The following is a 25,584-nucleotide window of genomic DNA, read 5'->3' as shown; positions in this document are numbered from 1 at the left end:
CTGTTGCGCCCACCTTCTACAGCATTTCCATAAAGCGCTTGGTGACTTCCGCTGTATTTTCCTTGGAACGGCAAATAATCAGGATCGTGTTGTCCCCGCTGATCGTGCCCATGATCTCTTCCCAAGGCAGGTTGTCAATCAGCTCCGCTACGGCGTTGGCATGGCCGGAAAGTGTTTTCAGCACGATGAAGTGATCGGCCTGGTCGATGCTGACAAACGAGTCGACCAACATCCGTTTGAGCTTTTGCAGCGGATTGAATTTTTGTTCAGCAGGCATGGAATATTTATATCGCCCATCAGGGAGTGGCACCTTCACCAGATGCAATTCCTTGATGTCTCGGGATACTGTCGCCTGCGTAACATTGAACCCTGCAGCGCGCAGTCGCTCCACCAGTTCATCCTGAGTTTCCACCTCTTGGTTGCTGATGATATCCCGAATACGGATATGTCGTTGCCCCTTGTTCATATGGATTACTCCCATTCCCCTTGTAGTTTCGTGCGAATTGCTTCAAAAAAGCTGCCCTTTTTCCACTTGATGAGCGGAGTGACGCACGGAGACTTTTTGATGTAGATTTGATCGCCGCCCTCCAGCCGGTAACCGAACTGGCCGTCGATGGACAGCCCCATCTCCTGGTGGATGGCATCGACCTCTACGCGAATCGTCTGATTGCCCGACAACACCATCGGCCGCGCCGTCAGCGAATGGGGCGCCACCGGAGTCAGTAATAGCATGTCCACATTCGGGGCCACAATCGGTCCGCCCGCAGACAGCGAGTAGGCGGTAGATCCGGTCGGACTCGATACGATGACCCCATCTCCGCTGAACGTAGCTACGTATTCGTCATCCGAGTAGACAGCGCATTGAATGATCCGGCAAAAAGAGCCTTTGGCGATCCCGATGTCATTCATGGCGGTATATGTACCCAGCGTGCTGCCTTTGCGGACTAATGACGCTTCCAGCATGGCGCGCTCTTCGATATTGTACTTGCCTGAAAGCAGATTATCTACGGCGTGAGGCAGGTGCTCCGGCTCCGCTTCTGACAAAAAGCCCAGCGTGCCCAGATTGATCCCGAAAATGGGGATCGATCGTCCGGCGAGCTTGCGGGCGATGCTGAGCAGCGTTCCGTCGCCGCCGAGCACACAGACCAGGTCAGCGTGGCTGCCGATTTGCTCGATGGAAGCGCCCAGCTCGGCGCGCCCCAGATCCGATGCGATCGTTTCGTCCAAAAATACGTGCGCTCCCCGTACCTCCAACAGATAGACGAGCTCCCGCGCCACGATCCGTGCCTCGGGCTTTCCTTTGTTTGCAATGATTCCTATCTTTTTCACATGGTCCACCCCAAACTGGTTGGTTGGAAATCCTTATACAAGTATACAACTTTTCATGCATAAATAAAAAGCCTCGATTGCAACAAAACTCCCGAGGCTTTTGTTTTTTGTCCCTATTTCAATTTGGCATGGGCCTGCGCGACAACCTCGCCGACGAGCTTCAGCCACGCTTCGGCGTCCATGCCGCCTTCGCTTTTTGCCACATGCATGACAAATTCAATATTGCCCTCGCCGCCCGTAATCGGCGAAAAGTCCAATCCTTTCAGCGCAAATCCAAGGCCGCTGGCGAATTGCCCGATGTCCGTCAACACCGCTTCGTGTATTTCCGGCTCCCGCACAATCCCGTTTTTTCCGACCTTGTCCTTGCCTGCCTCAAACTGCGGCTTGACCAAGGCCACTACGTCTCCGCCTTCTTTTAAAAAGCGGTACAGGACGGGCAAGATCAAGCGCAGCGAGATAAAGGAAACATCAATGGAAGCGGCGTCCGGACGCTCCTGTTCGAAGGCTTCCGGGTCCATGTGGCGGAAGTTGGTCCGCTCCATGACGACGACTCGCTCATCCTGGCGCAGACTCCACGCAAGCTGTCCGTAGCCGACGTCAATCGCGTAGACGAGGCGGGCGCCGTTTTGCAGGGCGCAGTCGGTGAATCCGCCTGTCGAGGCTCCGATGTCCATCATGACTTTGTCGTGCAAGTCGATGCCAAACACTTTCAGCGCCTTTTCCAGCTTCAGCCCGCCGCGGCTGACGTACGGATGGACCTCGCCTTTGACCGTAATCGCGACGTCCTCGGCAAATTTGGTGCCTGGCTTGTCGCAGCGCTCTCCCGCCACCTGAACCAGCCCAGCCATGACGGCTGCTTTCGCTTTTTCCCGGGTTTCAAAATGTCCCCGTTCGACGAGCAATACGTCGACTCGTTCTTTTCTCACACTCATGCTTCCAGTACACCCTTCGATATCGGCATCAAGGCGCGTACCCGGGAAGCGATGTTCTCCACGGTCAGCTCGACCTCTTGACGCTGTTCTTTTACGCTGCCATGCTCGACAAAATAATCCGGAACGGCAACGACCTGCACGTTCACGCCGTGGTAGCCCGCGCGGTTGTAACATTCGATGACGGCGCTGCCGAATCCGCCCATTTCACAGCCTTCCTCGACGGTGACGATGTCGTAGCCTTCCTTCGCCAGCCTGAACAACAGCTCCTCATCGAGCGGCTTGCAGAAGCGGGCATTGACGAGCATCGGTCTGATTCCTTCCGCATTCAACTGGTTGACTGCCTGCTCCGCCAGTTCAAATACATGGCCAAACGAGAGGATCGCCACTTGCTTTCCTTCGCGGACGATCTCCGCCTTGCCGATCGGCAACACTTGCAGCTCCCGATCCAGCGGCACGCCGCGCGCTGGCAGGCGCGGGTAGCGGTAGGAGATCGGCCCTTCGTTGTAGGCCATCGCCGTTTTCATCATGTGGCGCAGCTCGTTTTCGTCCTTTGGCGCCATGATGACCATGTTCGGAATGATGCGCATGAACGCGATATCGTACATGCCCTGATGGGTTTCCCCGTCCGCCCCGACCAGTCCTGCCCGGTCGACCGCAAACACGACGTTCAGCTTTTGTCTCGCTACATCGTGAATCAACTGGTCGTACGCCCGCTGCAAAAACGTCGAGTAAATCGCAAGCACCGGCTTCAAACCTTGTGTCGCAAGGCCAGCCGCAAAGGTACAAGCGTGCTGCTCGGCAATCCCGACGTCAAACAGGCGGTCCGGATATTTTTGTCCAAACGGAATCAGGCCGGAGCCTGCCGGCATGGCTGGGGTCACTGCCACGAGCGACTTGTCTTCCGCAGCCAGCTCGATCATCGTTTCCGCAAAGACGGACGTGTAGGTCGGTGCCGACTTCGGCGTATCCCCGGACTCGATTTTGTACGTGCCGATTCCGTGCCATTTCACGGAATCCGCCTCTGCCGGAGCGTAGCCTTTGCCTTTTTTCGTAATCGCGTGAATCAGTACCGGGCCTTTTGTCTGCTTGGCCGTTTTCAGCGTATCGACCAACAGCTCCATGTTGTGGCCGTCAATCGGCCCGATGTAGGTGAAGCCCAGTTCCTCGAATAGAACGCCGGATACGAGCAAATACTTCATGCTGTCCTTGAAGCGCTCGGCGATTGAGGCCAGCTTGCCGCCTACGGCCGGGATGGATTTGAGCAGCCCTTCGACCTCGTCCTTGGCCCACTGGTAGTTTTCCGTGGAGCGGATTTTGCCCAGGTAGTTATGCAAAGCGCCCACGTTTGGCGCGATGGACATCTCGTTGTCATTCAACACGACGATGACGTTTTTGCGCTCGTGCCCGATATGGTTCAACGCTTCCAGCGCCATGCCGCCCGTCAGCGCCCCGTCTCCGATGATCGCCACGACGTGGTTTTTTTCTTTTTTCAGATCGCGGGCGGTCGCCATCCCCATCGCAGCGGACAAGGATGTGCTGCTGTGCCCGGTCTCCCAGACGTCATGCGGGCTCTCGTTCATCTTGGGGAAGCCGCACAACCCTTTGTACTGGCGCAACGTAGGGAACATATCCCGGCGTCCTGTCAGCATTTTATGTACGTATGCCTGGTGCCCGACATCCCAAATCAGCTTGTCCTTGGGGCTGTTAAACACGTAGTGCAAAGCCAGCGTCAGCTCGACAACGCCCAAATTCGGCGCGAGGTGTCCCCCCGTCTTTGAGAGCGTCTCGACGAGAAACTGCCTGATTTCGGATGCCAGCGTATGAAGCTGCTGCGAATTGCACTTTTTCAGGTCTTGAGGATCATTTATGGTAGTAAGCAGCATTGGTATTCCTCACTTTCCACTGTTCGTTCTCCGGCGATTGTGCATGCTGCAATTCAATCCACCACATGGAAAACTAGGCTTCTTCGTTGTGGCCTGGAGCCTATACTCCGCTTAATTTCAACTTGATTCATTATAACGGTTTCTTCATAAAAACACCACTTTTGATCCACACTCGCAATCTTGTGCGCAACGGCTGCTAACTTCTGGTAAAATAAAATGGATCAATCCATTCGAGAAAAAAGAGGTGGACCCCGTGAAGTTCTCGCAAATACCGTACACACGCGTTGATATGACAGATGTCGAGGAACGTTTCACAAGCTTGTTGAAAGCGTTTCAGCAGGCCGCAAGCTTCGAAGAGCAAGACCAGGTGATGGGTAAGCTGAACGAGCTTCGGCAAGAGGTGGAATCCGCGCGAGAAGTGGCGCAAATCCGCCACACGATCAATACGGAGGACCCCTTTTACAAAGAAGAGCAGGACTACTGGGACGAAGCGGGTCCGGTGTATCAGGGCATCGTCTCCCGCTACTACGCCGCCATCGTCCACTCTCCCTACCGCTCCCAGCTTGAGCAAAAATGGGGAGCCCAGCTTTTCCGCATTGCCGAAACGACGCTTACCACCTTTTCCCCGGAGGTCGTCGCCGATTTGCAGGAGGAAAACCGTTTGGCCAGCCAGTACATCGCTCTGATGGCTTCCGCGAAAATCATGTTCGAAGGCGAAGAGCGCACGCTTCCGCAATTGCTCCCCTTCCAGACATCGACGGACAGACAAATGCGCAAAAAGGCGAACGAAGCCAAGTACGATTTTCTCCGCCAGCACACCGAGAAGCTGGACAGCATCTACGACAGTCTGGTCAAGGTGCGGACCCGCATTGCGAAAAAGCTCGGCTTCAACAGCTTCGTGGAGCTGGCCTATGCCCGGCTGAACCGCACCGATTACGACGCGGATATGGTCGCCCGCTTCCGCCGTCAGGTCGAGGAACAGATTGTTCCGGTCGCCACCAAGCTGGTCGAGCGCCAACGCGAGCGGATCGGCGTAGATACTATGAAGTATTACGATTTGGCTTTCGATTTCGCTACGGGTAATCCGACGCCAAAAGGCTCTCCGGACTGGATCGTGGAAAACGGCAGAAAAATGTACGCGCAGCTTTCTCCGGAAACCGACGAGTTTTTCAGCTTCATGCTCGAAAACGAATGTCTCGATTTGCTGAGCAAAAAAGGCAAAGCGACAGGCGGCTACTGCACCTATATGAGCAAGTACAAGCTGCCTTACATCTTCGCCAACTTCAACGGCACCTCAGGCGATATCGACGTTTTGACCCACGAGGCGGGACACGCCTTCCAGGTGTACGTCAGCCGCGGCTTTGAAGTGCCGGAGTACCACTTCCCGACGTATGAAGCGTGCGAGATCCATTCGATGAGCATGGAGTTTTTGACCTGGCCGTGGATGGAGTTGTTCTTCGAGGAAGATACGGACAAGTACAAGTTCTCGCATCTGAGCAGCTCGCTGCTGTTCATCCCTTACGGCGTCGCCGTCGACGAGTTCCAGCATGCAGTCTACGAACAGCCGGAAATGACCCCGGCCGAGCGGAAGCGCACCTGGCGCGAGATCGAGCGTAAATACCTCCCGTACCGCAATTACGACGAGAACGAGTTTTTGGAGGAAGGCGGCTTCTGGCAGCAGCAATCGCACATTTTCCGCGATCCGTTCTACTACATCGACTACACGCTGGCGCAAATTTGCGCCTTCCAGTTCTGGAAGCGGGCTCAGGAAAATCCCGAGCAGGCGTGGGCAGACTACCTGACTCTCTGCCGGGAGGGCGGCAGCAAGTCGTTTACGGAGCTGGTCAAAGTCGCGAAGCTGTACTCGCCGTTTGAAGATGGCTGCATCCAGTCGGTCATCGGCGACATCGAGGCGTGGCTGAACAGCGTGGACGACAAGCGCTTGTAAACACCGGCCTATACGTAAAAAAGCTGGCATCCCCATGCAGATGCCAGCTTTTATATTACTTGTTCCGGTTTTGCACGTAATCTGCCAGCGGGCTTAATGCGGAATGCTCGATTCCGGCATCCGCGAGAGCCGCCTTTGCTTCGGCAATCAAAGCGGTGAGCCTTTCCTTGGACTCAGCCAGCCCGAGCAACGACGGATAAGTCACCTTTTCCCGGTCCGCGTCGCTGCCAACGGCTTTCCCCAGCTCCGCGGCGTCCCCTTCTACATTGAGGATGTCGTCCTGGATTTGAAAAGCCAGTCCGATGCAGACGCCGTAGCGGGTCAAAGCGTCCATCTGCGCTTCGCTCGCTTCCGCCAGATAGCCGCCGCCGCGCAAGGCTGCCACCAGCAAATCCCCTGTCTTGTGGCGATGGATGAACTCCAGTTGCTCCAGATCAAGCTGCTTGCCCTCTCCCTCGATATCCGCCATCTGTCCGCCGACCATGCCTGTCGCACCCGCTCGTTTGCCCAGCTCGGCAATCAGCTTGACAGTCGTGATTGGCGCCACATCGGAGCGCTCCTGGTACGCCTCTGCGATATAGGCAAACGCCCGCGTCAGAAGCGCGTCTCCCGCGAGAATCGCCGTCGCCTCCCCGAACACTTTGTGATTCGCCGGCTTGCCGCGGCGCAAATCGTCGTCGTCCATTGCGGGCAGGTCGTCGTGAATCAGCGAGTATGTATGGATCATTTCCAGGGCAACCGCGAACGGGACTCCGCGCTCCATCGGCTTGTCCAGCGCTTCGAGCACAGCGAGGACCAGCATCGGGCGCAGCCTTTTTCCGCCTGCCATGAGCGAATACTTCATGGATTCGTACAACTGGGTCGGGACTCCTTGCTGCTCCAGGGCAGGCAAGAGATGCTGCTCAATGTAGGACGTTTTTTCCGCCAAATATTGTTGGAATGTATCCACGGTGTCTTTATTCCCCTTCCACGCGAAAAGCCTTCTGCTTCAGTTGCCCGTCTTCTTCTACCAACTGAATGATCTTGGCTTCAATTGCATCGAGCTTCTGTCCGCAAATCCGCGAGAGAGTGACCCCTTCCTGGTACAGCGTAATCGCTTCCTCCAGCGGGATGTCTCCTTCTTCGAGCTTCCCGACGACTTCCTCCAGCCGCTTCATCGCTTCTTCGAACTGCATGTCAGTCTCTTGGTCCGTTTTCTTGCGAGCCATTGCGAATCTCCTCCCGATTCAACTGTTCCACTCGTGCAGTAGCACTGCCATCACTTAATCGTACCACGATCTCGTCGCCAGGAGCAAATTGTTCCACGGATTTTACCAGCTTGTCACCCGTGTACACAAGCGAAAAACCGCGCTTCATGACCGCGAGCGGACTGAGCGCCTCCAGCGTCGCGATGCGCGAGGCAAAAGCCATCCGCTTTTGGTTGAGCCGCGCCAGCATCCGCTCGTCCAGCCGGGCGCGAATCGTCGCAACCGCTTTGCGCCGTTCCCCGACCTGATCCGCCAGCCGATACCGCTTGATCTGCTCGTCCAACCGCGTGTAGCGCTCGCGCCTGCGCTCCATCAAATGCTTCATCGCCTGGCGCATCCGCAAATGCGTCCGATCCAGCCGTTCCGCCGCTTCCTCCAGTCGCCGCTGCGGCTGACGCATCGCATACGAGTTGCTCAGGCGGTTCAGGCGGGTGCGTTCCTCTGCCAACTGATTGCGCACCGCCCTTTGCATGCGAATGTCCAGTTGCCGAACGCGCTCCACCCATTCCAGATAGTGCGGCACGGCCAGCTCCGCCGCTGCCGTTGGCGTCGCCGCACGGACATCGGCCACGAAATCGGCAATCGTGACGTCTGTCTCATGGCCCACCGCCGAAATGACCGGAATCATCGAAGCCGCGATGGCTCGCGCTACGCTTTCATCGTTGAAGGCCCACAGCTCTTCAATCGAGCCGCCGCCCCGGCCGACGATCAGCACGTCGATGTCGGGTTGCTGGTTGATAATGCGAATCGCCGAGACGATCGAAGCCGGAGCGTCCGTCCCCTGCACGACTGCTGGCGACAACACAATCTCCGCCTGCGGGTATCGCCTGCGGATCGTCGTGCAAATATCGCGAATCGCCGCTCCGGTCGGAGAGGTCACCACTCCTACCCGCTTCGGAAAACGAGGGAGGACGCGCTTTCGCTCCGCTGCAAACAGACCTTCCTGCGCGAGCTTTTCCTTGAGCTGTTCAAAAGCCAAGTAGAGCGTGCCAAGGCCGTCCGGCTGCATCTCTTTTGCATACAGTTGATAGGCGCCATCGCGTTCGAAGGCGGAAATCGAGCCGCGCACAATCGCCTTCGTCCCGTCCTTGGGCAAAAAGCGCAGGAAGCGGTTGTAGCTGGCAAACATCACGACTTTGATCCGCGACGTCTTGTCCTTCAAGGTAAAATACATATGGCCGCTGGAATGGTGCGTGAAGTTGGAGATTTCCCCCCTCACCCAGACGTCCTGCAAATTCGTCTCTCTTTCCAGCACGAGCTTGATATAACGGTTGAGATCGCTGACAGACAAAATATTGGGTGCAGCCATACACTCCTCCTCCTTTCAGTCCCTTGTTTGTTCCGATGCAAAAAGAAATGGATAAAGCACAGGCCCTATCCATTCCTTGCGATGCTTCTTCTACAGTTGCGCTTGCTTGCGTGCTGCCACGACCGTGTTTTTCAGCAGCATGGTAATCGTCATCGGCCCGACACCGCCAGGTACCGGAGTCAAAAAGCTGGCGACCTCTTTCACTTCGTCGAACTTGACGTCTCCGACCAGCTTCCCGGTTTCGATCCGGTTTACCCCGACGTCAATCACGACCGCTCCCGGCTTTACGTGCTCCTTGCCGATCATGTGCGCGCGGCCTGTCGCCACCACGAGAATATCTGCCCTTCTCGTATGTTCTTCCAGGTTTTGCGTACGCGAGTGACACATGGTCACCGTAGCGTTTTCCTGCTGCAGCAAAAGCGATACAGGCTTGCCGACAATGTTGCTGCGTCCGATGACGACAGCGTGCTTGCCTGCGATGTCTGTTCCCGTCCGCTTAATCAGCTCGATGACGCCATGCGGAGTGCACGGCAGCATCGTCTCATTGCCGAGTACCATGTTGCCTACGCTGATCGGATGGAAGCCATCCACGTCTTTTTCAGGATGAATCGCTGCAATGACTGCCTTCTCCGAAATATGCGCCGGCAGAGGAAGCTGAACCAAAATCCCGTGAACGTTCGGATTTTCGTTCAACTCGTGGATGATCGCGAGCAGTTCTTCCTCTGTCGTCGAAGCTTCCTTGAGGATCAGCTCGGAGTGGATACCGACTTCCTCGCAGCCTTTTGATTTTCCGCGTACATACGAATGCGATGCGGGATCGTCACCCACAAGCACAACAGTCAGACCAGGGACAATGCCTTGTTTTTTCAGTTCCGCCACTTCAATCGCGAGCTCTTCGCGAATGCTTTTTGCCACTTCTTTTCCTTGGAGAATGGTTGCAGTCATGGAGAAAAAGCCTCCTTCTTAAACGTCGATACCATTAGTGTACCGATTTCGCTCGCAACTGTAAAGCCGAATCATAAAAAGTTTATCATTATTTAATGTTCGTCTTTTGCTTCATCCATCCAAGCATCGCCACTCCGTAGGCGTTGTCGCCGGAGTAAACCGGGTCGCAAAAATACAGCTTGGCTTTGACCGCAGGGTGCTCCAGCCGCTTTATCAGCCGCTCGCGCATGTACTGATTGGCAGCGACTCCCCCTACGATCAGGATGTCCCGTGGATGGCCCTGTTCGACAGCGTGACGCAATACTTTTTCCAACGAGTTGGCGATACACTGTTCGGTTGCGCGGGCGATATCGGCATGGCTCGTCTCGCCGCGCTCGATGGCCCGCAACAGCGACGCTTCCGGGCCGGAAAAGCTGAAGGCCAAGCCGTCCACCGCAGAGGCGATGCGAAATTCCCCTGTCGACTCCTTGGCCAACTGCTCCAAATACGGTCCCGCCGGAAAAGCCAGCCCGAGCGCTACTCCGATCCGATCCACCAGTTGTCCTGCGTGCAAGTCGATCGTGCCGCCGATTTTTTCAATCGCATACCCGGCCGCCTGCCGCTCGCACAAGAGCAGCTCGCTCGTTCCGCCAGACAGATGGACGGCCAAAAAGCGGTCCTGCTGCGGGCGTTCTTCGGCTGTGTACTCCCCTGCCGCAATATGTCCTTCCTGGTGGGTGGTCAGGTGCAAGGGAACGCGCAAGTAGGTCGCAAGCGATTTGGCCAGCCCTTCCCCTACCTTGAACACCGGCATGTACGAACGGTCGACGGGCCTCGGCTTTTCGCTGACGCAGATCGCCTCGATCTCGTATTCGTTCCACTTCATTTGCTCGCTTAGTTCCGGCAAGTTCATCACATGCTGAAAGACGGCTTCGGATTGTTGCAGCCCGCGTTTGCCCTCCTTCACTTTGAGAAGGCGTTTTGCTTCTGCAACAATTCGGCCGTCTTCCTGAGCCAAGCACAGCGATGTCCGGTAATTGCTCGTATCAATGCCTAACATTACCTTACTCATGCTTGTATCTCCTGCCTGTTTTATGCCTTTTGCGTTTCTCTTGCCTGCAAGAAGCTCGCCAGTACGCCGTTGATATAACGGTGGGACGCTTCGTCGCTGAACAGCTTCGCAATTTCAATCGCTTCGTTCATGACGACCTTGTCAGGCGTATCCGCTTCAAACATGATCTCGTAAAAAGCGAGGCGCAAAATGGCGCGGTCTACGTTGGCAATACGCTCCAACTGCCAGCCGCGCAAATACTTTTTGATCTCTGCGTCGATCTCTGCCAGGTTCGCCAAAACCCCATCGAGCAAATAACGCAAATACTGCGAGCTTTCCTCGGACTCTTCCATGACCAGATCAACCGCTTCCTTGACAGGCACCTCGGCCATGTCGATCTGGAAAAGACATTGGACTGCTTTTTCTCGTGCTGTTCTACGCTTCATTCCATTCACCTACTAATTAAAGTCAGCAGGGGAGCAAATTCCTTCCCCTCTTAATCTGCTACCGAAACTTGCCAGGCAGAATCCGATCCAGTATTTCGCGCAAGTCTTCCTTATGGTCGAGCTTGCGACCGATGTAATAGCCGGTCCCGACAAACACAACAAAGACTAGTGTATTCCAAAAACCGACGAGAAGGTAGATGATGCCGAAAAAAATTCCGGCCAAAATCCCCATTAGCTTCCCCTTGTGTTCCCACAATAACTCCCACATCATGGACTTCACCTTCTATTCCACTCGCTTGCGAGCCGCGTAGTTTTCTTGCTGAGCCACTTCCGTTACCACAACCGACACTTCGGAAATCACGACGCCAGCAATTCCTTCGACTTGCTCCTTCACGTCTGCCTGCAACTTTTGCGTCAGCTCCGGCAACGGGGTCTCGCCATCGACGGAAACGCGCAAGGTGATGATGTTCCCACTCTCCAGCGCTTTGACTGCCGTTTTCATATCGCGCACGCCTTTTACGCGCCGGGCAGCGCGCTCGGCAATCGTCTGGATCGTCTGCATCGTAATGTGGACTTCGCCAAGATCACTGCGCTGGCGAATGCCACGATCAATTTTTGGCTTCGTGGAACGAAAAGAACTGAAAAAGAAGCGAAGACTCACAACGAGGAAAATAATCGCGACGATGAGATACGTGATGTTCGTTCCCGCCAGCATTTGCTCGACATAAGGGCGGAAAAACTCGGGTGAAATCAAACCGCTGGTGGCAGCTATCGCGATGCAGGACAAAATAATCAGCGCAAAGCTGTAAATCGTCAAAATAAAGCGGTCAAACAAATTCACATGCATCTCTCCTTTTCGCCGTGTTTGAAAGGAGACAAACAGGGCAAGGTCAAAGGCTAATTCCCCGCCTTAGCCAAGGCTTGGCAAAACAACTGACTTGGAATGAGGAAAATGCCCCCTGTCAGTAGGGGGCATCCATCCGGTGCATGTTAGCGCACACGCTGGTAATCTTCGACTACAGGCGTCGCCGGAGCTTTTTCTTCGGCTTTCAGCTCTACATCGACGATATGTACGTTTACTTCCACCACCGAAAGTCCGGTCATTCCTTCGATCGCATTGCGCACACTATCTTGAATATTACGAGCGACGTCTGGAATCCGGTGTCCGTACTTGACAATGATGGAGACATCCACTGCCGCTTCGCGGGAGCCAACCTCCACGCGAACGCCGCGAGCTATATTTTTACGGCCTAATCGTTCAGCTATTTCCCCTACGAAACCGCCGCTCATCTGTGCTACGCCTTCCACCTCGGACGCAGCCATGCCGGCGATCACTTCCAGTACTTCGGGAGCGATCTGGACCTTTCCAAGCTCTGTTCTATCTAAATCCGGAGTAAACTCTTCCATGCTTCGCACCTCCCTTTAGATTTGTAATTCATTATACCAAGCGCACCGTTTTTTTACAAATCAGCCTTGATTATTCTTCATCCAGGTTCAATTCGTAGTTTTCCAGGAACTTGGTGTCGAAGTGGCCGCTCACGAACACTTCATGCTCCAGCACTTTTTGATGGAACGGAATCGTCGTGGTGATGCCGTCGATGACAAATTCGCCGAGTGCGCGCTTCATCCGTTCGATCGCCTCGTTGCGGTCCTTGCCCCAGACGATCAGCTTGGCGATCATGGAGTCGTAGTAAGGCGGAATGGAATAGCCCGCATAGGCAGCGCTGTCCACCCGCACGCCGAAACCGCCCGGAGGCAAGTATTCGGTGATGCGTCCAGGTGACGGCATGAAGTTTTTCGCCGGGTTCTCTGCGTTGATCCGGCATTCGATCGCCCAGCCGTCAAGCTTGATGTCTTCCTGCGTAAAGGACAGCGGCTCTCCCGCTGCTACCGTGAGCTGCTCCTTGATTAAGTCGAAGCCCGTAACCAGCTCGGTCACCGGATGCTCTACCTGAATCCGCGTGTTCATTTCCATAAAGTAAAACTGTCCGTGCTTGTCCAGCAAAAATTCGACCGTACCGGCTCCGTGATAGGAAACCGCTTTGGCCGCCGCGACAGCCGCTTCGCCCATTTGCTTGCGCGTCTCCTCGCTCAAGGCAGGCGATGGCGCTTCTTCAATCAGCTTTTGGTGACGGCGCTGGATGGAGCAGTCGCGCTCGCCCAGGTAGACCGCGTTGCCATGCTTGTCGGCCATGATCTGGATTTCGACGTGACGCGGACCTTCGACGAATTTTTCCAGGTACACGCCCGGGTTGCCGAAAGCGGTTTTCGCCTCGTTTTGCGCCTGGCGGATCGCCTTTTCCAAATCTTCGTCGTCGACCGCTACGCGCATGCCGCGTCCGCCGCCGCCCGCAGTCGCTTTGACCATCACCGGATAGCCGATTTCGTTGGCTGTCCGGATGGCGCTCTCGATATCCTCAATCAGCCCTTCTGTCCCAGGTACTGTCGGCACTCCGGCCGCTTTCATCGTATCTTTTGCCGTGGACTTGTCGCCCATCTTCACGATCGCTTCCGGATCAGGACCGATAAAGGTGATGTTGCATGCCGCGCAAATCTCGGCAAAGTCAGCGTTCTCCGCCAAAAATCCGTAGCCCGGGTGAATCGCGTCTACGCCCACCTTGGTCGCCACGCTCATGATGTTCGCTATGTTCAGATAGCTTTCCTTAGATGCTTTTGGACCAATACAGTAAGCTTCGTCGGCCATTTTCACATGAAGCGCTTCACGATCCGCTTCGGAGTAGACAGCGACCGTACGAATGCCCAGCTCGCAGCATGCCCGGATGATCCGAACGGCAATCTCCCCGCGATTGGCAATCAATACTTTTTGAAACATTTCGCTCTCCCCCACCTTATTCTGGCTTCACCAAAAACAGTGCTTGACCGTATTCAACGAGCTGGCCGTCTTCGACCAGCACTTTGACGATCTCGCCATGTACTTCTGCTTCGATTTCGTTGAACAGCTTCATCGCTTCCACGATGCAGACGACCTTGTTCGGATTGACCTTGTCGCCAGCTTGTACATAAGGAGGCTTGCCAGGCTCTGGTGCGCTGTAGAAGGTTCCGACCATCGGCGAGACGATCTTGTGCAGGTTCGCGTCGTCAACAGCAGGAGCGCTCGGAGCAGCTTTCGGCGCTTCCGCCGCAACAGGCGCTGCTTGCACAGGCGCTGGAGCCGCCGCTACTGGCGCAGCCGCAACAGGAGCCGCCGCCTGGGCTTGTACGACTGGTTGTGTCACTACTACTGTCTCTGTACCGCTGGATTTCTTCAGAGTCACTTTTGCCCCTTCGGTCTCCAGTTTAAATTCATTAATGGAAGATTGATCGATCAGCTTAATAATTTCTCGGATTTCATGAATTTTCATGACGAAAAAGCACTCCTTCGTTTGTTTCAATAGCGGAACAGGGAGTCCCATATGTATCCTTTTTGGCAAACCATAAATCCATGGTAGCCTGTTGCCCATACCACGTCAAGAAAGGATTTCCCCGCTTCCTGCCGAGAGGAAGCGAGAAAATCCTTACCAGCATGCCCACTACAGGGGCCGCTTATAACGGGTAGCTCAGCTTGTTTTCGCCAGTCAGGACGCCTTGAACTGGACGTTGATGTTCGTCGCCGGCATGTTCAAATGCTGCTTGACCTGGGCGATGATTTCCACCACTTCGTTTGCGCTCAGTTTGTCTTTTTGCACAATCACAGTGGCTTTGTCGTTCTTGATGAGGACGACCGCATCCTGGTAGCCGCTCGCCTTGAGCATTTCTTCCACGTTCATCGTAGCCGTCTCCAACGTGGACAGCTCGTCGTACTTGGCCTTGGCTTCGGCTACCGCCTGCGGAGTAGCATCGGCATTGTTGATAATCGCAAGCTGCTCATCCTTTTGCTGCTGGATTTGCGCTTCCCGATTCAGCTTGAAGCCCTGGAAAACTTCGGCCGCCGTCTCGGCTACCGGAACGACCGCGTTGCCAGAAGTTTGCTTCGCTTCTTCAGGAGCTGGCGTTTGCCCGACAGGAGTCGTTGCTTCCTGCTTGCCATCCTTGGCATCGACCGCAGTAGCGCCTGGAGCCTGCTCGACTTGCTTGGTCTCCACCTCCACGCCGGAAATCTGCTCTTGCTTCTGGACTGCCTGCTCTTGTCCCGAGGTCGGAATCTGCTCTTGCGGCCCCTTCACCAAATAGTAGCCGGAGAGTACCACCATTACAGCCAGCATCGTCAACAACCAAACTGTTTGCTTGCGCAGAATCATTCGCCATTACCTCCTACCCTTTTTTGGGCAATATGGATATCTTGTAAGCGGGAACATCCAAAACCTTTTGCACGGCCTCGGTGATCCACGCTTTTACCTGGATGTTGTCGGCCCCTTTGGCCACGACCAGCACCCCCCGGACGCGCGGCTTCAATGTCTTGACGATGACGGGCTGGTCTTGCTTGCCGCCCTGGACAATGACGACCTGCGAATCGCGTGATTGGTCACTCTGATTCCGGGTTGCCTTTTCCTTATCCATCTCCTGGTTGACCGAGGAGCGGACATTCGTGTTTTTCTCGACGACCAGCTCCGGTGTCGATTCCAGATTGACCATGACTTCCACCTCTCCCACGCCGACTACACTCGCGAGGATATCGCGAAGCTGGGATTCGTAGATGTTTTCGTACTCCGCGATAATGTCCGGCGCGGGCGACCCGCCAAGCACCGGAGACGTCGCATCGCCTGATGGCTGCGGCGACGTCTCGCCGGAGTTTATCGCGAATCCGAGCGGCTGATCTTTTTCGACGTGCAGAAAATCCGTCAAGATCATGACAGCAATCCCGATGCCAAGGACGACGATCAAATAGTGCAACGGCTTGAGCTTTTTGTTGCTGCCGTTTCCTTCCCACAGTTTTTTCAGCTTTTCCAGCATTTTTCTCACCTCGCTTGTGTCGACAGCGCCATTACTGTTTTTCTCTTTCCCTGGACTCGTCTTTGATAATGACCTGCTCTTTGGAAAGCCCCCATTGTGCGGCCAGATCGCTCGCCATCCGGCTCATCAGCGGATTGTCCTCGCGCGCCGCCACCTCGACTTCCTGTTTGGGCTCCTGCGCCTCGCCAATCGTGACCTCCACCGGGGCGATGGGCGTAATCGGCTTGATCGGCTGGACCTGCTGCAACCCGTTCTGGTCCGGGGCGCTGTCCGCTTCGCCGATCACCAGCTCCATGCGGGACAAGGTCGGCTCTCCCTGCTGCTTCTGCTCGATCACGACTGCCACGTCCGCGACCTCCACACCGTAATCGGCCTTGATTTGCGCCTTCACAGCGGCTGCTACCTGCGCCTGCACGTAAGCGGTCATCTGCTCGTTTTGCTGTCCCAGAAGCTTGTCAGTCATTTTTTTCCATTCGACAGAGGCCGGTTTGTTCAGCTCTTGCTGGTAGCGATCCAACCGGAGGGCGAGATCATCCTGCGACAGACTGAACAGGCTGAACACCGGGGAGATGATCGTCAACAAAAGGATCAGCCCCATGACCATTTTCACGTAGCGCTGCAAGGTCGTATTGGGCAGGATCAGATCGAGAAAGGCTGCCAGGAGGACGAGCAGGATGATTTTTTTCAGCCAAAGCGTTAACCATGTCATGTCATCACCTACCGAACCATCATGGAGATGTTGCCTGCCGCAATGATGATGGTAATAGCCAGAAAGAACATCAAGCCCACCGTCGCCAGCGCGGCGAAGACGAACAGGAGACTTTTTCCGATCGTGCCGAGCGCGCTGATGATCGGGCTGTTGCCGAGCGGCTGCAGCACGGCGGATGACACGTTGTAGATCAGGGCGAGCACCAGTATCTTGAGAGCCGGGAAAGCGCACAAGATGATGAGGATGACCACTCCAGCGAGGCCGACTGCGTTTTTGACCAGAAGCGATGCGTTTAAGACCGTATCGGCCGCATCGGAGAACATGCGTCCGACGATCGGGATGAAGTTGCCGGTAATGTATTTGGCAGTCCGCAAGGTGACGCCGTCTGCGACAGCCGAGGTGGCTCCCTGAATCGAGATGACCGCGAGAAAAATCGTCAGGAAGGAACCGAGCACGCCCATCGCGATATTTCGGAGCAGCGTAGCAAGCTGCGTGACCTTGTAGCGTTCCGAAAACAGGCTGACAATCGACAGCATCGCCGAGAGAAACAGGAGCGGGAACACGACGTACGTAATCATCATGCCGCTGATGTTAATCATGAAAATAATCAGCGGGTGAAACATGGTCGCTGTCGCGAGGTTCCCCACTGAAGCCAGGAGGGCGATGACCAGCGGGATCATGGCGAGCATGAAATCCGTCATGCTGCTGATCGCGTCCTTGGCGTAAGTGATGGCGAGGTGAAAGCTGTTGATAGCCAACACCATCAAAACGAGATAAGCGATGGAATAGGCCACGGTAGAAACGGCGTTTCGTTCGAAAGCATTTTGCATCGTCTCCAGGATCATGGCAAACACCGTGATGATGATAATCGAGCTGAGCAGTTTGCCGTTCATCAAGATTTCGTGGAAGATGAATTTGCCCATCCCTTGCAGGACGCCAGAGATCGTCAGTTCCTCCTGCTGCATCAAAATCTGGATGAAGCCCTGGGATTTCAAGTCCGGCAAGTAGCCTTTGTACTCCCGCTGAAGCTGCTGCCAATACTGCTCGACACGCTCCAGTTGCAGGTGATCGACTTGCTCTTCGACGATTTGGTTGATCGGGTTGGCTGCGGGTGCCCCGGCTGCATCGACCATTCCCGGCGACAGATAGAAAAAGAGTGCGAACCATAACAGGATCAATTTGCCAGTACGCGCCACAGACATCCCCCCTCCCTTACGCCGGCAGCAAGTCGATCACTGTTTCGATGATGATTTGGATAATCGGCACGGCCATGACCAGGATCAGCACTTTTCCCGCCAACTCGATTTTGGAGGCAATCGCCCCTTGTCCGGCATCGCGGGTCATTTGCGCCCCAAATTCTGCGATGTAGGCAATTCCGATAATTTTTAAAATCGTTTCCAGAAACACGAGGTTCAAATCTGCCTGGACCGCCAGCCTTTCCAGAATGCGAATGACTTCGGCGATTTTTCCTACCAGGAAGTAGAAAATGATGACGCCGCTCGCAATCGCCAAAAGAAAAGCGAACATCGGCTTTTGTTCTTTAATCACCAGGGCAAGTATGGTTGCGACCAGTCCAAGTCCAACGATTTGTACGATTTCCATCGAGAGCCCCTCCTCAGTTGAACAGGAAGACGCGTTTCACCTCAGAAAACAGGTCGCCGAGGTAGTGGGACACCATGTACAGGACGATGATGAATCCGACCAGTGTCGCCCAGTGCGCAATATCTTCCTTTCCCGCCTGTTTGAGGACCGTGTGCAAGATCGCTGTGATGAACCCTACCGCTCCGATCTGGAAAACAGGTGTCAAATCAAAATCCACTGTGAACACCTCGCCTTTAGAACATCAGGATGACGACCAAGAGCCCGCCGAGGAAGCCAAGACTTTTGTACATGCGTTCGTATTTTGCCTGCTCCGCCCGCGCTTCTTCCTCAAGTCCTCGCAGGTGGGTCACCGCAAGGCGCAGATGCTTTTGCTGGTCTTCCCTGTCGGATGACCCGAGAACCTGTCCGAGACTCGCGAGCACCTCCCGCTCCTGCCGGCGCAGGGCCGTTTGCGCCCAATGCTTTCCCATCGCCTGCTGCAAGGAATCTTCGGCCGATTGCGCCTTTTCGCTGACCAAAAGCTCTGCGGCGTGCAGAAACACTTTGCCCACTTCCTCGGAGACGCGGCGACCCACTTTGACAAAAGCGCGGTGCAGCGGCGTCATGCCGTACACGATTTCCGTCTCCAGCATTTGCAAGGCGACCAGGAGCGCCCGTAGCTGAACCGGGCGATAGGCGTAGTACCTGCCGATCTGCCAGCCGACCATGGAAGCGGAGAACAGGATGAGCACCGCACCAATCAGCTTGACCATGCGACCTTCTCCTTTTCGAGCGGCTTCATGCTTTGGTCGTAGATCGCCTGGATCGTGCCCACGCCTTTCGCCCGGCTAAGCACGATATAGCGGGCAAACACGCCGTGTCGCACCAGGTTGCCGAGCATCGGGCGCCGGGCCACCTCCTGGATGTCGGCGCCATGCGCGGAGCAGATGACCGCGACTCCGGCATGAATCGCTTCCCAGACGGCATCCCCGTCCTCCGCCCGCCCCACCTCGTCCACGATCAGCACATCGGGAGACATGGAGCGAATCAGCATCATCATCCCTGCGGCTTTCGGGCAAGCGTCCAGCACATCTGTCCTGGGGCCGACATCTCGCTGCGGCACTCCCTGGAGACACCCGGCCAGCTCGGAACGCTCGTCCACAATCCCTACCTTGCGACTGGACGACCATTCACTCCCGTAGCTGAGGGAGCGGGCCATATCGCGCAAAAGCGTCGTCTTCCCGCATTGCGGCGGAGAGATCACCAGCGTACTCAGCACTTTGCCGCCTTCAAACAAATAGGGCATTACTTTTTGCGCAGCCCCTTTTTTCTCCCGGGCAATCCGGATATTGAAGCTGGTGATATCCCTGATGCCTTTGACATCCCCTTTGTCCAGCACCACTTTTCCTGCGATGCCGATGCGATGGCCGCCTACGACTGTAATGTAGCCCCGCTTCAGCTCTTCCTCCAGCGCGTACAAAGAATGCTGGCTGACCTGATTCAACAGCTTGACTGCGTGCTCTGCGGAAAAAATCCATCCTTTACTCGCGGTGGAGGTAAGCTGGCCTGTCGGCGTCACATAGCTGGATTGCTGGCCAAAGCGCACTTCCAACGGCTGATTTTGCCGAAGCCGTATCTCTTCCAAATGCTCTTTGACTGCGGAGGGAAGAGCAGTCAAAATCGAGCGTATGGCTTCCGGCAAGATCGCCATGATCTCTCTCACATCTGGTACCCTCCTTTTTGTGGCTGACTCTCGTTTGTCCACATTGACTTACCTCCATCCTATGCGCGGATGGACGAGATTTATGCTAAGACTCTTTTGGCAAAATGCGAAAAAGCAGCAGGCTCATTCGCGTGCCGCTGCAAACAAAAAAAGCTTGCCCCGGCGCTTTTGGCAGCACGCGGGGACAAGCTTTTTACGTAGGGTTGATCGGCTGGTATTCACGCTCGCCAGAAGACTGCTCGATGACGTAGTGGGTGTAGCCTTCCTCATCATGGCCCTCTCGCAAGTGAATCTCTTTTTGGCAGTGCGGGCAGGAAAATTCGTAGCCGCCCGCCAGATATGCGTCGCCATCTGCTTCGTACAAATACGCGTCCTCGTCATCGTCGAGGTCGTAGCAGGTGGCGTACTCTATGTCGTCGTCTTCTATCGTTTCGTACAAGTCGTCGTCCTCTTCGAAAAGATAGAGTTCCACATCTTCGAGGTCTTCGTCCAGCGCCTCGACATAATCCTCCGCCTCTTCCACGCGGGCGTGCAGCTCGCGGAACTGGGCGCACACCTCGTCCATGATCTCGATCATCTCTGCCATGATTTTGCCTTCCGCACTCTTTTCGCCCACATCCAGGCCGTCAGCCAGTCCACGCAAATAGGCGATTCGATTCGCCATCGCTTCGATCATCCCATTCCCTCCCATTGGTCTTTTGACACTAGCATTCCCTAGAGCGGCGCGGATTACCATTGGAAGGAACTGGATCGTCGAATCGCTACTTGCGCACCCCGATCAGGATGCAGGAGATGCCGAGCAAAATCCAGGCGATTTTGGCAAAGCTGACCCGATCCGACATGCCGAGCAGGCCGATCGTCGTCGTCGTAATCAAAATGACAGGTCCGACAATCGCCAGCCCGGAATTGATGAGCAGCGCCTTTTCGACCTGATTGACCTTCAAAATGAGCAGGGCGGCCAAAATTTCGATGCTGCCTGACAAAACCCGCAGGGCGGCCATGCCCATAATCGCTTTTTCCCACATACCGTCTCGTCCTCCCCTCCGTTCACTCTATGCCTGTACCCGCTCATTTCAGCACTTGCACTGGGCGATCGCCTACCGCCTTTCTTCTTCACTCCTGTTGTCAGATGGGCATACACTGAACCATACGCCTAGAAGAAATGAGGAAAATGCGATGGTAGACTGTGAGCATCCGTTTTTGCCCCCAAGCTGGGCGAATCCGTCCGGGCGCATGCGCGAAAAGCCCCGCCAGAAGGGGCTGACCATGGTCATTGACAAAGGACTGGGACTTACTGCTTACTTCGATTTACTGGATCTGGCTTCTCCTTATATGGATATATACAAACTCGGCTTTGGCACGACTGCCCTCTATCCGCCAAAAGTGCTCCGGCAAAAGCTCGATGCCGCGAAGGCTCACGGACTGCACATCATGCCTGGCGGAACCTTTTTCGAGGTCGCCATCCGGCACAGCACGATCAAGGAGTACATGCAGCAAATTCGTTCGCTCGGATTTTCCGCTGTGGAAATTTCCGACGGCACCTTTCCCCTCCCTTTTGAAAAACGCAAGGAGGCGATTGCGCTGGGCGTGGACGCCGGGCTTATCGTCTATACAGAGGTGGGCAAAAAGGCTGCCGGCTACCGCGCCCAGCGCCAGGAGCTGCTCGAAACGCTCGACTTTGACCTGACGGCCGGCGCCAGTTACGTCATCGTCGAAGCGCGGGAGAGCGGGACAGTCGGCGTCTTCGACGGAAACGGCAAGGTCGATCACACGTTTCTTCGGGACATTGTCTGGGCAGCGCAGGCCAACGCGGAGCGGCTCATCTGGGAAGCGCCACAAAAAGATCAGCAAGTGGGCTTGATTCAGGCTCTTGGCAGCGATGTCAACCTCGGCAACATCGCTTGCACGGACGTCTTGTCCGTCGAGACGCTGCGCCGGGGCCTGCGCGGGGATACGGCCCTGATTATGGAAGAGGGGAGGTCGGCTCCGTGCGAATAGAAGTAGTGCCGACAGTCGAGGAAATTCGCTTTGACCAGATCAGCAACCACGTCGTCATCGTCATCGACGTCCTGCGCGCTTCCAGCACGATCGTCACCGCGCTCGGAAACAGCTTTGTGTGCGTCATTCCCGTCGAGACGATCGGGCAGGCAAACTCGTTGCGCGCTGCCGACTGCCTGTTGGCTGGCGAGCGGCACTGCCGCAAAATTCCGGATTTTGACTGCAACAACTCGCCGACGGAAATCTCTGCGACCAAAAAGCCAGGCAAGCGCCTCGTGCTCACGACGACGAACGGAACGCGCGCGATCCAAAAGGCGGAGCGAGCCTCTGCGCTGCTGATCGGCTGCTTTTTAAACGCGACGGCCTGCATCAATCACGCGCTCACCTATCATCTCGATATTACGCTGTACTGCGCGGGCACGCGCTCCGAGTTCGCGCTCGAGGATGGGCTTGCCGCCGGGCTGATGATCGTGCAGGCGCAAAAAGCGTTGGCCAACATCCAGACTTGCGATCTGGGGGAAGCCTTGAAAGCGAGCTACCTGTATTATGCGGACAAATTGAGGGAGCAGTTGCTGCAAACGACGACGGGAAAGCGGCTCGTCTCGCATCATTTTGCCGAGGATTTGCGCTTCTGCTCCCAGGTCGACCAGTTCCAGCTCGTCCCCTACGTCAAGGACAAACACATACTCCCCCACCTTGTCTCATAGAGTGAAAGGAGAACAGGGACAGGGGTTTTGATGCCAATGATGATGTCTGGAGAAGTGATGCTTGTCATCCTGATCGTCATAGGGTTAATTGGCCGTTCACCGATTATCGCGACGGCAGCGAGCATTCTTTTGGTGCTGAAGCTGACGGCCCTGGAGCGCTTTTTCCCCACGGTCGAGCGTCGCGGCCTGGAACTTGGCCTGCTTTTTTTGACGATTTCCGTACTGGTCCCGTTTGCCAGCGAAAAAATATCGTGGAAAGATGTCACGCCGCTGTTTACGACAGTCGTCGGTTTCACAGCACTCGCAGGTGGCGCGATTGCCACCTGGATGAACGGCAAGGGGCTTGACCTGTTGCGCACCGAGCCGCACATGATTATCGGCCTCGTCATCGGGTCGATCATTGGCATCGTGTTTTTTCGCGGCATTCCCGTCGGCCCCCTCATGGCGGCAGGCATTACCGCTTTCGTGCTGAAGCTGTGGGAATGGTTTGGCGGGCGCTGGCCCCAATAAAAGCGGCAAGATCGGAAGTAAACGGCACCCCCCTTTTTCTCAGGCGAAAAAGGGGGTTCTTGTCCGTACAAAAAAAAGCCGCACCCGAGCGGGCACAGCTTTTTCTTGTCCATTCTGTCGGTTACGCCTTACGCGCGAGAAACGTATGCCTCTGTACGCGTGTCGATAATCAGACGCTCGCCTTCTTCTACGAAGAGGGGAACGTTGACGACAAAGCCAGTTTCCAGCGTTGCTTTTTTGGTCACGTTGGAAGCGGTATCGCCTTTAACGCCTGGCTCACATTCCGTTACAACCAGTTCGACTGTGTTTGGCAACTGGATACCGATGGTTTCGCCGTTGTACTGCATGATTTGCACATTCATGTTTTCCTTGAGGAAACGCAGCTCGCGCTCGATCTGGCTACGAGTGAACGTCAGTTGCTCATAGGTTTCGGTGTTCATGAACGTGTACTCGTCACCGCTCGCATACAAGTATTGCATGGTGCTGGTTTCGATGCGGGCAGGGTTTACTTTTTCACCGCCGCGGAAAGTCATTTCTGTGGTGTTGCCGTTGCGCAGGTTGCGCAGTTTGGAGCGTACGAACGCCGCGCCTTTTCCTGGTTTTACGTGTTGGAATTCAAGCACGGTGTAGATGTTGCCGTCCACTTCGATCGTCAAACCGGTCCGAAAATCGTTTACAGAGATCATCGTTGTCCTCCCAAATCAATCAATAACGTAGAATAGTATAAATTACACGGGCAAAATGAGCAACTCTTTCGTAGACTTGTTGAGGTTCTCATGCCCGTCTGCGGTAATCAGCACGTCGTCCTCGATGCGCACGCCGCCCAGTCCGGTAATGTAAATGCCCGGCTCCATCGTCACGAGCATGCCTGGCTCCAGTACGAACGTGCTTGCGGTAGACAGACCTGGCAGCTCATGCACTTCGATGCCAAGGCCGTGACCCGCGCTGTGTCCGTACGCTTCGCCGTAGCCTGCCGCCGTGATGATGTCTCTCGTTGCGGCATCCGCTGCTTTTGCCGTCACGCCTGGCTTCAGCGCTTCCAGACCTGCCAGTTGCGCCCGCAGCACGATGTCGTAAATCTCTTTCATTTTCGCGCTCGGCTCTCCGACAGCGAGTGTGCGGGTAATGTCCGAGTTGTAGCCTTTGTAGGCAGCTCCGAAATCGAGCGTGACCATTTCGCCTGCCTCGATCACTTTTTCGCTGGCTCGTCCATGCGGCAGCGCACCGCGCACGCCGGACGCCACGATCATGTCAAAGGCAGAGCCTGTCGCGCCCTGCTTGCGCATGAAATACTCCAGCTCCAGCGCGACGTCCACCTCGCGCACGCCTGGGCGGATATATCCTTGAATATGCGCAAAAGCCGCTTCGGCAATTCCCACCGCTTCGCGGATGATGACCATTTCCGCCTCGTCTTTGAACATGCGGATTTTTTCCAGCAGGCCGCTTGTCGGGACGAGCTCTACGCCGTCAAAGCCTTTGCTCCACTCCTGATACGTGCCGAAGGAGATGCTGCTTTCGAACGCCAGTCGCTTGACGCCTTTTTCCTGCAGCAGCTTGGCGATCGCCTCGACGGCTTTGCGCTCGTTGTTGACGACCGTAAAATCCGGCGCCTGCTCCTGCGCTTGCTCCACGTAGCGGAAGTCTGTAACGAGGAACGCTTCTGTTTCGGTGACAACCACCCAGCCGGTCGAGCCGGTAAAGCCGCTCAGATAGAAGCGGTTTTCCGCTTTTTCCGTAATGAACGCATTCGCTCCCACTTGGGCAAGCGCTTCACGCAATTTATCCAAACGTTGTTTCATGGCAATCCGTTTCCCCTTTCGTCTATGCGAAGCCGTTATTTTTTTCGATTTTGCGGACGAGCGCCCGCAGCGCCCACTCGTATCCGTCCATGCCCAAGCCGACCACCTGGCCGATCGCGACGGGCGCAATGACCGAGTGATGGCGAAATTCCTCGCGCGCGTGAATATTGGAAATATGTATTTCAATCGTCGGGAGCGCCACACTGGCGAGCGCATCGCGAATGGCATAGCTGTAGTGCGTGAATGCGCCAGGGTTAATCAAAATGCCGTCGTGAACGCCTCTTGCCTGGTGAATCGCATCAATCAGGACTCCCTCGTGATTGGACTGGCAGTGCGCAAGTTTGCCGCCCAGTTCGTCCATGACAGAAGACAGCTTGGCTACCAGATCGTCCAGCGTTTCCTTTCCGTAAATTTCTGGCTCCCGCGTTCCCAGCAAATTGAGATTGGGACCGTTCAACAGCAGAACGGAAGTCATTGTCATCCCTCCCCATATGTTTTTTCGCAAAAAGTTTTTTTACTAAGACAGATTGTAATATCAAGTGCGACACCTAGATAAAAAAACGGCCCATGATTGATTCGTGTAAAATGAAGTCACGAC

The 25,584-nt window shown here is 55.4% G+C and carries 32 protein-coding genes; 4 read left to right on the top strand and 28 right to left on the bottom strand.

The features are described 5' to 3' along the window. Nucleotides 1-16: 16 nt before the first annotated feature. The 4 genes from ahrC to dxs all read right to left on the bottom strand — a co-directional run bounded on the left by ahrC (nt 17) and on the right by dxs (nt 4,144). Entirely contained in the window at nt 17-466 is a 450-nt protein-coding gene (gene ahrC, locus AC3WJN_RS04105; RefSeq protein WP_005827301.1) for a transcriptional regulator AhrC/ArgR, read from the bottom strand. A gap of 5 nt (nt 467-471) precedes the next feature. Beyond that, the gene (locus AC3WJN_RS04100; RefSeq protein WP_005827300.1) at nt 472-1,329 is read right to left on the bottom strand and encodes an NAD(+)/NADH kinase; all 858 of its coding nucleotides are present in this window, start codon (nt 1,327-1,329) and stop codon (nt 472-474) included. Nucleotides 1,330-1,442: 113 nt separating this feature from the next. After that, nucleotides 1,443-2,261: a TlyA family RNA methyltransferase gene (locus tag AC3WJN_RS04095; protein ID WP_005827298.1), complete on the bottom strand. Its 819-nt coding sequence runs from the start codon at nt 2,259-2,261 to the stop codon at nt 1,443-1,445. Next, nucleotides 2,258-4,144, bottom strand: a complete 1,887-nt coding sequence (gene dxs, locus AC3WJN_RS04090) for a 1-deoxy-D-xylulose-5-phosphate synthase (RefSeq protein ID WP_007785589.1) — start codon at nt 4,142-4,144, stop codon at nt 2,258-2,260. The genes AC3WJN_RS04095 and dxs overlap by 4 nt, the downstream gene beginning before the upstream one ends. Nucleotides 4,145-4,397: 253 nt before the next feature. On the opposite strand from dxs, the gene AC3WJN_RS04085 reads away from it, so the two are divergent. Further along, complete coding sequence (locus AC3WJN_RS04085) at nt 4,398-6,092, top strand: M3 family oligoendopeptidase (RefSeq protein WP_005827297.1); 1,695 nt, start codon at nt 4,398-4,400, stop codon at nt 6,090-6,092. Between the two features lie 55 nt (nt 6,093-6,147). Here the strand turns inward: AC3WJN_RS04085 and AC3WJN_RS04080 are convergent, their stop codons facing one another. From AC3WJN_RS04080 to AC3WJN_RS03980, 21 genes are all read right to left on the bottom strand, one after another. Further along, the gene (locus AC3WJN_RS04080) at nt 6,148-7,041 is read right to left on the bottom strand and encodes a polyprenyl synthetase family protein (RefSeq protein ID WP_005827295.1); all 894 of its coding nucleotides are present in this window, start codon (nt 7,039-7,041) and stop codon (nt 6,148-6,150) included. A gap of 7 nt (nt 7,042-7,048) precedes the next feature. Continuing rightward, on the bottom strand, nt 7,049-7,300 hold the full coding sequence (gene xseB, locus AC3WJN_RS04075) for an exodeoxyribonuclease VII small subunit (protein ID WP_005827293.1): 252 nt from the start codon (nt 7,298-7,300) through the stop codon (nt 7,049-7,051). Further along, a complete protein-coding gene (gene xseA, locus AC3WJN_RS04070; protein WP_005827291.1) occupies nt 7,269-8,648 on the bottom strand; it encodes an exodeoxyribonuclease VII large subunit in 1,380 nt (459 codons plus the stop codon). The genes xseB and xseA overlap by 32 nt, the downstream gene beginning before the upstream one ends. A 90-nt stretch (nt 8,649-8,738) precedes the next feature. Beyond that, nucleotides 8,739-9,593 carry a bifunctional methylenetetrahydrofolate dehydrogenase/methenyltetrahydrofolate cyclohydrolase FolD gene (gene folD, locus AC3WJN_RS04065; protein WP_005827289.1) on the bottom strand — a complete coding sequence of 285 codons (855 nt, stop codon included), beginning with the start codon at nt 9,591-9,593 and terminating at the stop codon, nt 8,739-8,741. Nucleotides 9,594-9,681: 88 nt separating this feature from the next. Further along, nucleotides 9,682-10,644 carry a Kae1-like domain-containing protein gene (locus AC3WJN_RS04060; protein WP_039970368.1) on the bottom strand — a complete coding sequence of 321 codons (963 nt, stop codon included), beginning with the start codon at nt 10,642-10,644 and terminating at the stop codon, nt 9,682-9,684. A gap of 20 nt (nt 10,645-10,664) precedes the next feature. Continuing rightward, on the bottom strand, nt 10,665-11,069 hold the full coding sequence (nusB, locus tag AC3WJN_RS04055; RefSeq protein ID WP_005827285.1) for a transcription antitermination factor NusB: 405 nt from the start codon (nt 11,067-11,069) through the stop codon (nt 10,665-10,667). Between the two features lie 58 nt (nt 11,070-11,127). Next, nucleotides 11,128-11,340 carry a DUF2273 domain-containing protein gene (locus AC3WJN_RS04050; protein ID WP_005827283.1) on the bottom strand — a complete coding sequence of 71 codons (213 nt, stop codon included), beginning with the start codon at nt 11,338-11,340 and terminating at the stop codon, nt 11,128-11,130. 12 nt (nt 11,341-11,352) lie between these two features. Then, the gene (gene amaP, locus AC3WJN_RS04045) at nt 11,353-11,910 is read right to left on the bottom strand and encodes an alkaline shock response membrane anchor protein AmaP (protein WP_025843725.1); all 558 of its coding nucleotides are present in this window, start codon (nt 11,908-11,910) and stop codon (nt 11,353-11,355) included. Between the two features lie 149 nt (nt 11,911-12,059). Next, nucleotides 12,060-12,476: an Asp23/Gls24 family envelope stress response protein gene (locus tag AC3WJN_RS04040; protein WP_005827279.1), complete on the bottom strand. Its 417-nt coding sequence runs from the start codon at nt 12,474-12,476 to the stop codon at nt 12,060-12,062. Nucleotides 12,477-12,546: 70 nt separating this feature from the next. Beyond that, nucleotides 12,547-13,902, bottom strand: a complete 1,356-nt coding sequence (gene accC, locus AC3WJN_RS04035; protein WP_007785602.1) for an acetyl-CoA carboxylase biotin carboxylase subunit — start codon at nt 13,900-13,902, stop codon at nt 12,547-12,549. 16 nt (nt 13,903-13,918) lie between these two features. Next, nucleotides 13,919-14,431 carry an acetyl-CoA carboxylase biotin carboxyl carrier protein gene (gene accB, locus AC3WJN_RS04030; RefSeq protein ID WP_005827276.1) on the bottom strand — a complete coding sequence of 171 codons (513 nt, stop codon included), beginning with the start codon at nt 14,429-14,431 and terminating at the stop codon, nt 13,919-13,921. A 213-nt stretch (nt 14,432-14,644) separates the two neighbouring features. Next, the gene (locus tag AC3WJN_RS04025; protein ID WP_005827274.1) at nt 14,645-15,307 is read right to left on the bottom strand and encodes a SpoIIIAH-like family protein; all 663 of its coding nucleotides are present in this window, start codon (nt 15,305-15,307) and stop codon (nt 14,645-14,647) included. 13 nt (nt 15,308-15,320) lie between these two features. Beyond that, nucleotides 15,321-15,959 carry a stage III sporulation protein AG gene (gene spoIIIAG, locus AC3WJN_RS04020; protein ID WP_005827272.1) on the bottom strand — a complete coding sequence of 213 codons (639 nt, stop codon included), beginning with the start codon at nt 15,957-15,959 and terminating at the stop codon, nt 15,321-15,323. A 31-nt stretch (nt 15,960-15,990) separates the two neighbouring features. Beyond that, nucleotides 15,991-16,668, bottom strand: a complete 678-nt coding sequence (spoIIIAF, locus tag AC3WJN_RS04015; protein ID WP_005827270.1) for a stage III sporulation protein AF — start codon at nt 16,666-16,668, stop codon at nt 15,991-15,993. An 8-nt stretch (nt 16,669-16,676) separates the two neighbouring features. Next, nucleotides 16,677-17,864, bottom strand: a complete 1,188-nt coding sequence (spoIIIAE, locus tag AC3WJN_RS04010; RefSeq protein ID WP_026557063.1) for a stage III sporulation protein AE — start codon at nt 17,862-17,864, stop codon at nt 16,677-16,679. A gap of 16 nt (nt 17,865-17,880) precedes the next feature. Further along, a complete protein-coding gene (gene spoIIIAD, locus AC3WJN_RS04005; RefSeq protein ID WP_005827266.1) occupies nt 17,881-18,270 on the bottom strand; it encodes a stage III sporulation protein AD in 390 nt (129 codons plus the stop codon). A gap of 13 nt (nt 18,271-18,283) precedes the next feature. Then, nucleotides 18,284-18,487: a stage III sporulation protein AC gene (gene spoIIIAC, locus AC3WJN_RS04000; RefSeq protein WP_005827263.1), complete on the bottom strand. Its 204-nt coding sequence runs from the start codon at nt 18,485-18,487 to the stop codon at nt 18,284-18,286. 16 nt (nt 18,488-18,503) lie between these two features. Next, nucleotides 18,504-19,022, bottom strand: a complete 519-nt coding sequence (gene spoIIIAB / locus AC3WJN_RS03995) for a stage III sporulation protein SpoIIIAB (RefSeq protein WP_005827261.1) — start codon at nt 19,020-19,022, stop codon at nt 18,504-18,506. Beyond that, on the bottom strand, nt 19,010-19,972 hold the full coding sequence (spoIIIAA, locus tag AC3WJN_RS03990; RefSeq protein WP_007785609.1) for a stage III sporulation protein AA: 963 nt from the start codon (nt 19,970-19,972) through the stop codon (nt 19,010-19,012). The genes spoIIIAB and spoIIIAA overlap by 13 nt, the downstream gene beginning before the upstream one ends. Nucleotides 19,973-20,165: 193 nt before the next feature. Further along, nucleotides 20,166-20,648, bottom strand: coding sequence for a CD1247 N-terminal domain-containing protein (locus tag AC3WJN_RS03985; RefSeq protein ID WP_005827255.1), 483 nt, complete (start codon nt 20,646-20,648; stop codon nt 20,166-20,168). Between the two features lie 85 nt (nt 20,649-20,733). Further along, entirely contained in the window at nt 20,734-20,997 is a 264-nt protein-coding gene (locus AC3WJN_RS03980; protein ID WP_005827253.1) for a YqhV family protein, read from the bottom strand. A 151-nt stretch (nt 20,998-21,148) separates the two neighbouring features. Here AC3WJN_RS03980 and comA point away from each other — a divergent pair, with 151 nt between their 5' ends. From comA to AC3WJN_RS03965, 3 genes are read left to right on the top strand one after another with little or no spacing between them, the layout of a single operon-like run. Then, nucleotides 21,149-21,970, top strand: coding sequence for a phosphosulfolactate synthase (gene comA, locus AC3WJN_RS03975; protein ID WP_005827251.1), 822 nt, complete (start codon nt 21,149-21,151; stop codon nt 21,968-21,970). Continuing rightward, nucleotides 21,961-22,677, top strand: coding sequence for a 2-phosphosulfolactate phosphatase (locus AC3WJN_RS03970; protein WP_007785614.1), 717 nt, complete (start codon nt 21,961-21,963; stop codon nt 22,675-22,677). The genes comA and AC3WJN_RS03970 overlap by 10 nt, the downstream gene beginning before the upstream one ends. 39 nt (nt 22,678-22,716) lie before the next feature. Beyond that, nucleotides 22,717-23,187, top strand: a complete 471-nt coding sequence (locus AC3WJN_RS03965; RefSeq protein ID WP_025843720.1) for a DUF441 domain-containing protein — start codon at nt 22,717-22,719, stop codon at nt 23,185-23,187. A 128-nt stretch (nt 23,188-23,315) separates the two neighbouring features. On the opposite strand, the gene efp is transcribed toward AC3WJN_RS03965, so the two are convergent. From efp to aroQ, 3 genes are read right to left on the bottom strand one after another with little or no spacing between them, the layout of a single operon-like run. Further along, nucleotides 23,316-23,873, bottom strand: coding sequence for an elongation factor P (efp, locus tag AC3WJN_RS03960; RefSeq protein WP_005827245.1), 558 nt, complete (start codon nt 23,871-23,873; stop codon nt 23,316-23,318). Between the two features lie 42 nt (nt 23,874-23,915). Next, nucleotides 23,916-24,986 (bottom strand): M24 family metallopeptidase, encoded by a 1,071-nt coding sequence (locus tag AC3WJN_RS03955; protein ID WP_005827243.1) that lies wholly within the window; start codon nt 24,984-24,986, stop codon nt 23,916-23,918. A gap of 22 nt (nt 24,987-25,008) precedes the next feature. Next, nucleotides 25,009-25,461 (bottom strand): type II 3-dehydroquinate dehydratase, encoded by a 453-nt coding sequence (gene aroQ, locus AC3WJN_RS03950; RefSeq protein WP_007785619.1) that lies wholly within the window; start codon nt 25,459-25,461, stop codon nt 25,009-25,011. Between the last annotated feature and the right edge of the window lie 123 nt (nt 25,462-25,584).

It is taken from the genome of Brevibacillus sp. FW306-2-1A-C05A (assembly GCF_058781555.1).
This window is presented reverse-complemented; position numbering and strand designations above follow the sequence as displayed.

Excerpts from the sequence above, each read along its gene's own strand:
- ahrC (WP_005827301.1), bottom strand. The coding sequence starts at position 466 with ATGAACAAGGGGCAACGACATATCCGTATTCGGGATATCATCAGCAAC.
- AC3WJN_RS04095 (WP_005827298.1), bottom strand. The coding sequence starts at position 2,261 with ATGAGTGTGAGAAAAGAACGAGTCGACGTATTGCTCGTCGAACGGGGA.
- dxs (WP_007785589.1), bottom strand. The coding sequence starts at position 4,144 with ATGCTGCTTACTACCATAAATGATCCTCAAGACCTGAAAAAGTGCAAT.
- xseB (WP_005827293.1), bottom strand. The coding sequence starts at position 7,300 with ATGGCTCGCAAGAAAACGGACCAAGAGACTGACATGCAGTTCGAAGAA.
- xseA (WP_005827291.1), bottom strand. The coding sequence starts at position 8,648 with ATGGCTGCACCCAATATTTTGTCTGTCAGCGATCTCAACCGTTATATC.
- folD (WP_005827289.1), bottom strand. The coding sequence starts at position 9,593 with ATGACTGCAACCATTCTCCAAGGAAAAGAAGTGGCAAAAAGCATTCGC.
- AC3WJN_RS04060 (WP_039970368.1), bottom strand. The coding sequence starts at position 10,644 with ATGAGTAAGGTAATGTTAGGCATTGATACGAGCAATTACCGGACATCG.
- nusB (WP_005827285.1), bottom strand. The coding sequence starts at position 11,069 with ATGAAGCGTAGAACAGCACGAGAAAAAGCAGTCCAATGTCTTTTCCAG.
- AC3WJN_RS04050 (WP_005827283.1), bottom strand. The coding sequence starts at position 11,340 with ATGATGTGGGAGTTATTGTGGGAACACAAGGGGAAGCTAATGGGGATT.
- AC3WJN_RS04040 (WP_005827279.1), bottom strand. The coding sequence starts at position 12,476 with ATGGAAGAGTTTACTCCGGATTTAGATAGAACAGAGCTTGGAAAGGTC.
- accC (WP_007785602.1), bottom strand. The coding sequence starts at position 13,902 with ATGTTTCAAAAAGTATTGATTGCCAATCGCGGGGAGATTGCCGTTCGG.
- accB (WP_005827276.1), bottom strand. The coding sequence starts at position 14,431 with ATGAAAATTCATGAAATCCGAGAAATTATTAAGCTGATCGATCAATCT.
- AC3WJN_RS04025 (WP_005827274.1), bottom strand. The coding sequence starts at position 15,307 with ATGATTCTGCGCAAGCAAACAGTTTGGTTGTTGACGATGCTGGCTGTA.
- spoIIIAG (WP_005827272.1), bottom strand. The coding sequence starts at position 15,959 with ATGCTGGAAAAGCTGAAAAAACTGTGGGAAGGAAACGGCAGCAACAAA.
- spoIIIAF (WP_005827270.1), bottom strand. The coding sequence starts at position 16,668 with ATGACATGGTTAACGCTTTGGCTGAAAAAAATCATCCTGCTCGTCCTC.
- spoIIIAD (WP_005827266.1), bottom strand. The coding sequence starts at position 18,270 with ATGGAAATCGTACAAATCGTTGGACTTGGACTGGTCGCAACCATACTT.
- spoIIIAB (WP_005827261.1), bottom strand. The coding sequence starts at position 19,022 with ATGGTCAAGCTGATTGGTGCGGTGCTCATCCTGTTCTCCGCTTCCATG.
- AC3WJN_RS03985 (WP_005827255.1), bottom strand. The coding sequence starts at position 20,648 with ATGATCGAAGCGATGGCGAATCGAATCGCCTATTTGCGTGGACTGGCT.
- AC3WJN_RS03980 (WP_005827253.1), bottom strand. The coding sequence starts at position 20,997 with ATGTGGGAAAAAGCGATTATGGGCATGGCCGCCCTGCGGGTTTTGTCA.
- comA (WP_005827251.1), top strand. The coding sequence starts at position 21,149 with ATGGTAGACTGTGAGCATCCGTTTTTGCCCCCAAGCTGGGCGAATCCG.
- AC3WJN_RS03965 (WP_025843720.1), top strand. The coding sequence starts at position 22,717 with ATGATGTCTGGAGAAGTGATGCTTGTCATCCTGATCGTCATAGGGTTA.
- efp (WP_005827245.1), bottom strand. The coding sequence starts at position 23,873 with ATGATCTCTGTAAACGATTTTCGGACCGGTTTGACGATCGAAGTGGAC.
- AC3WJN_RS03955 (WP_005827243.1), bottom strand. The coding sequence starts at position 24,986 with ATGAAACAACGTTTGGATAAATTGCGTGAAGCGCTTGCCCAAGTGGGA.
- aroQ (WP_007785619.1), bottom strand. The coding sequence starts at position 25,461 with ATGACTTCCGTTCTGCTGTTGAACGGTCCCAATCTCAATTTGCTGGGA.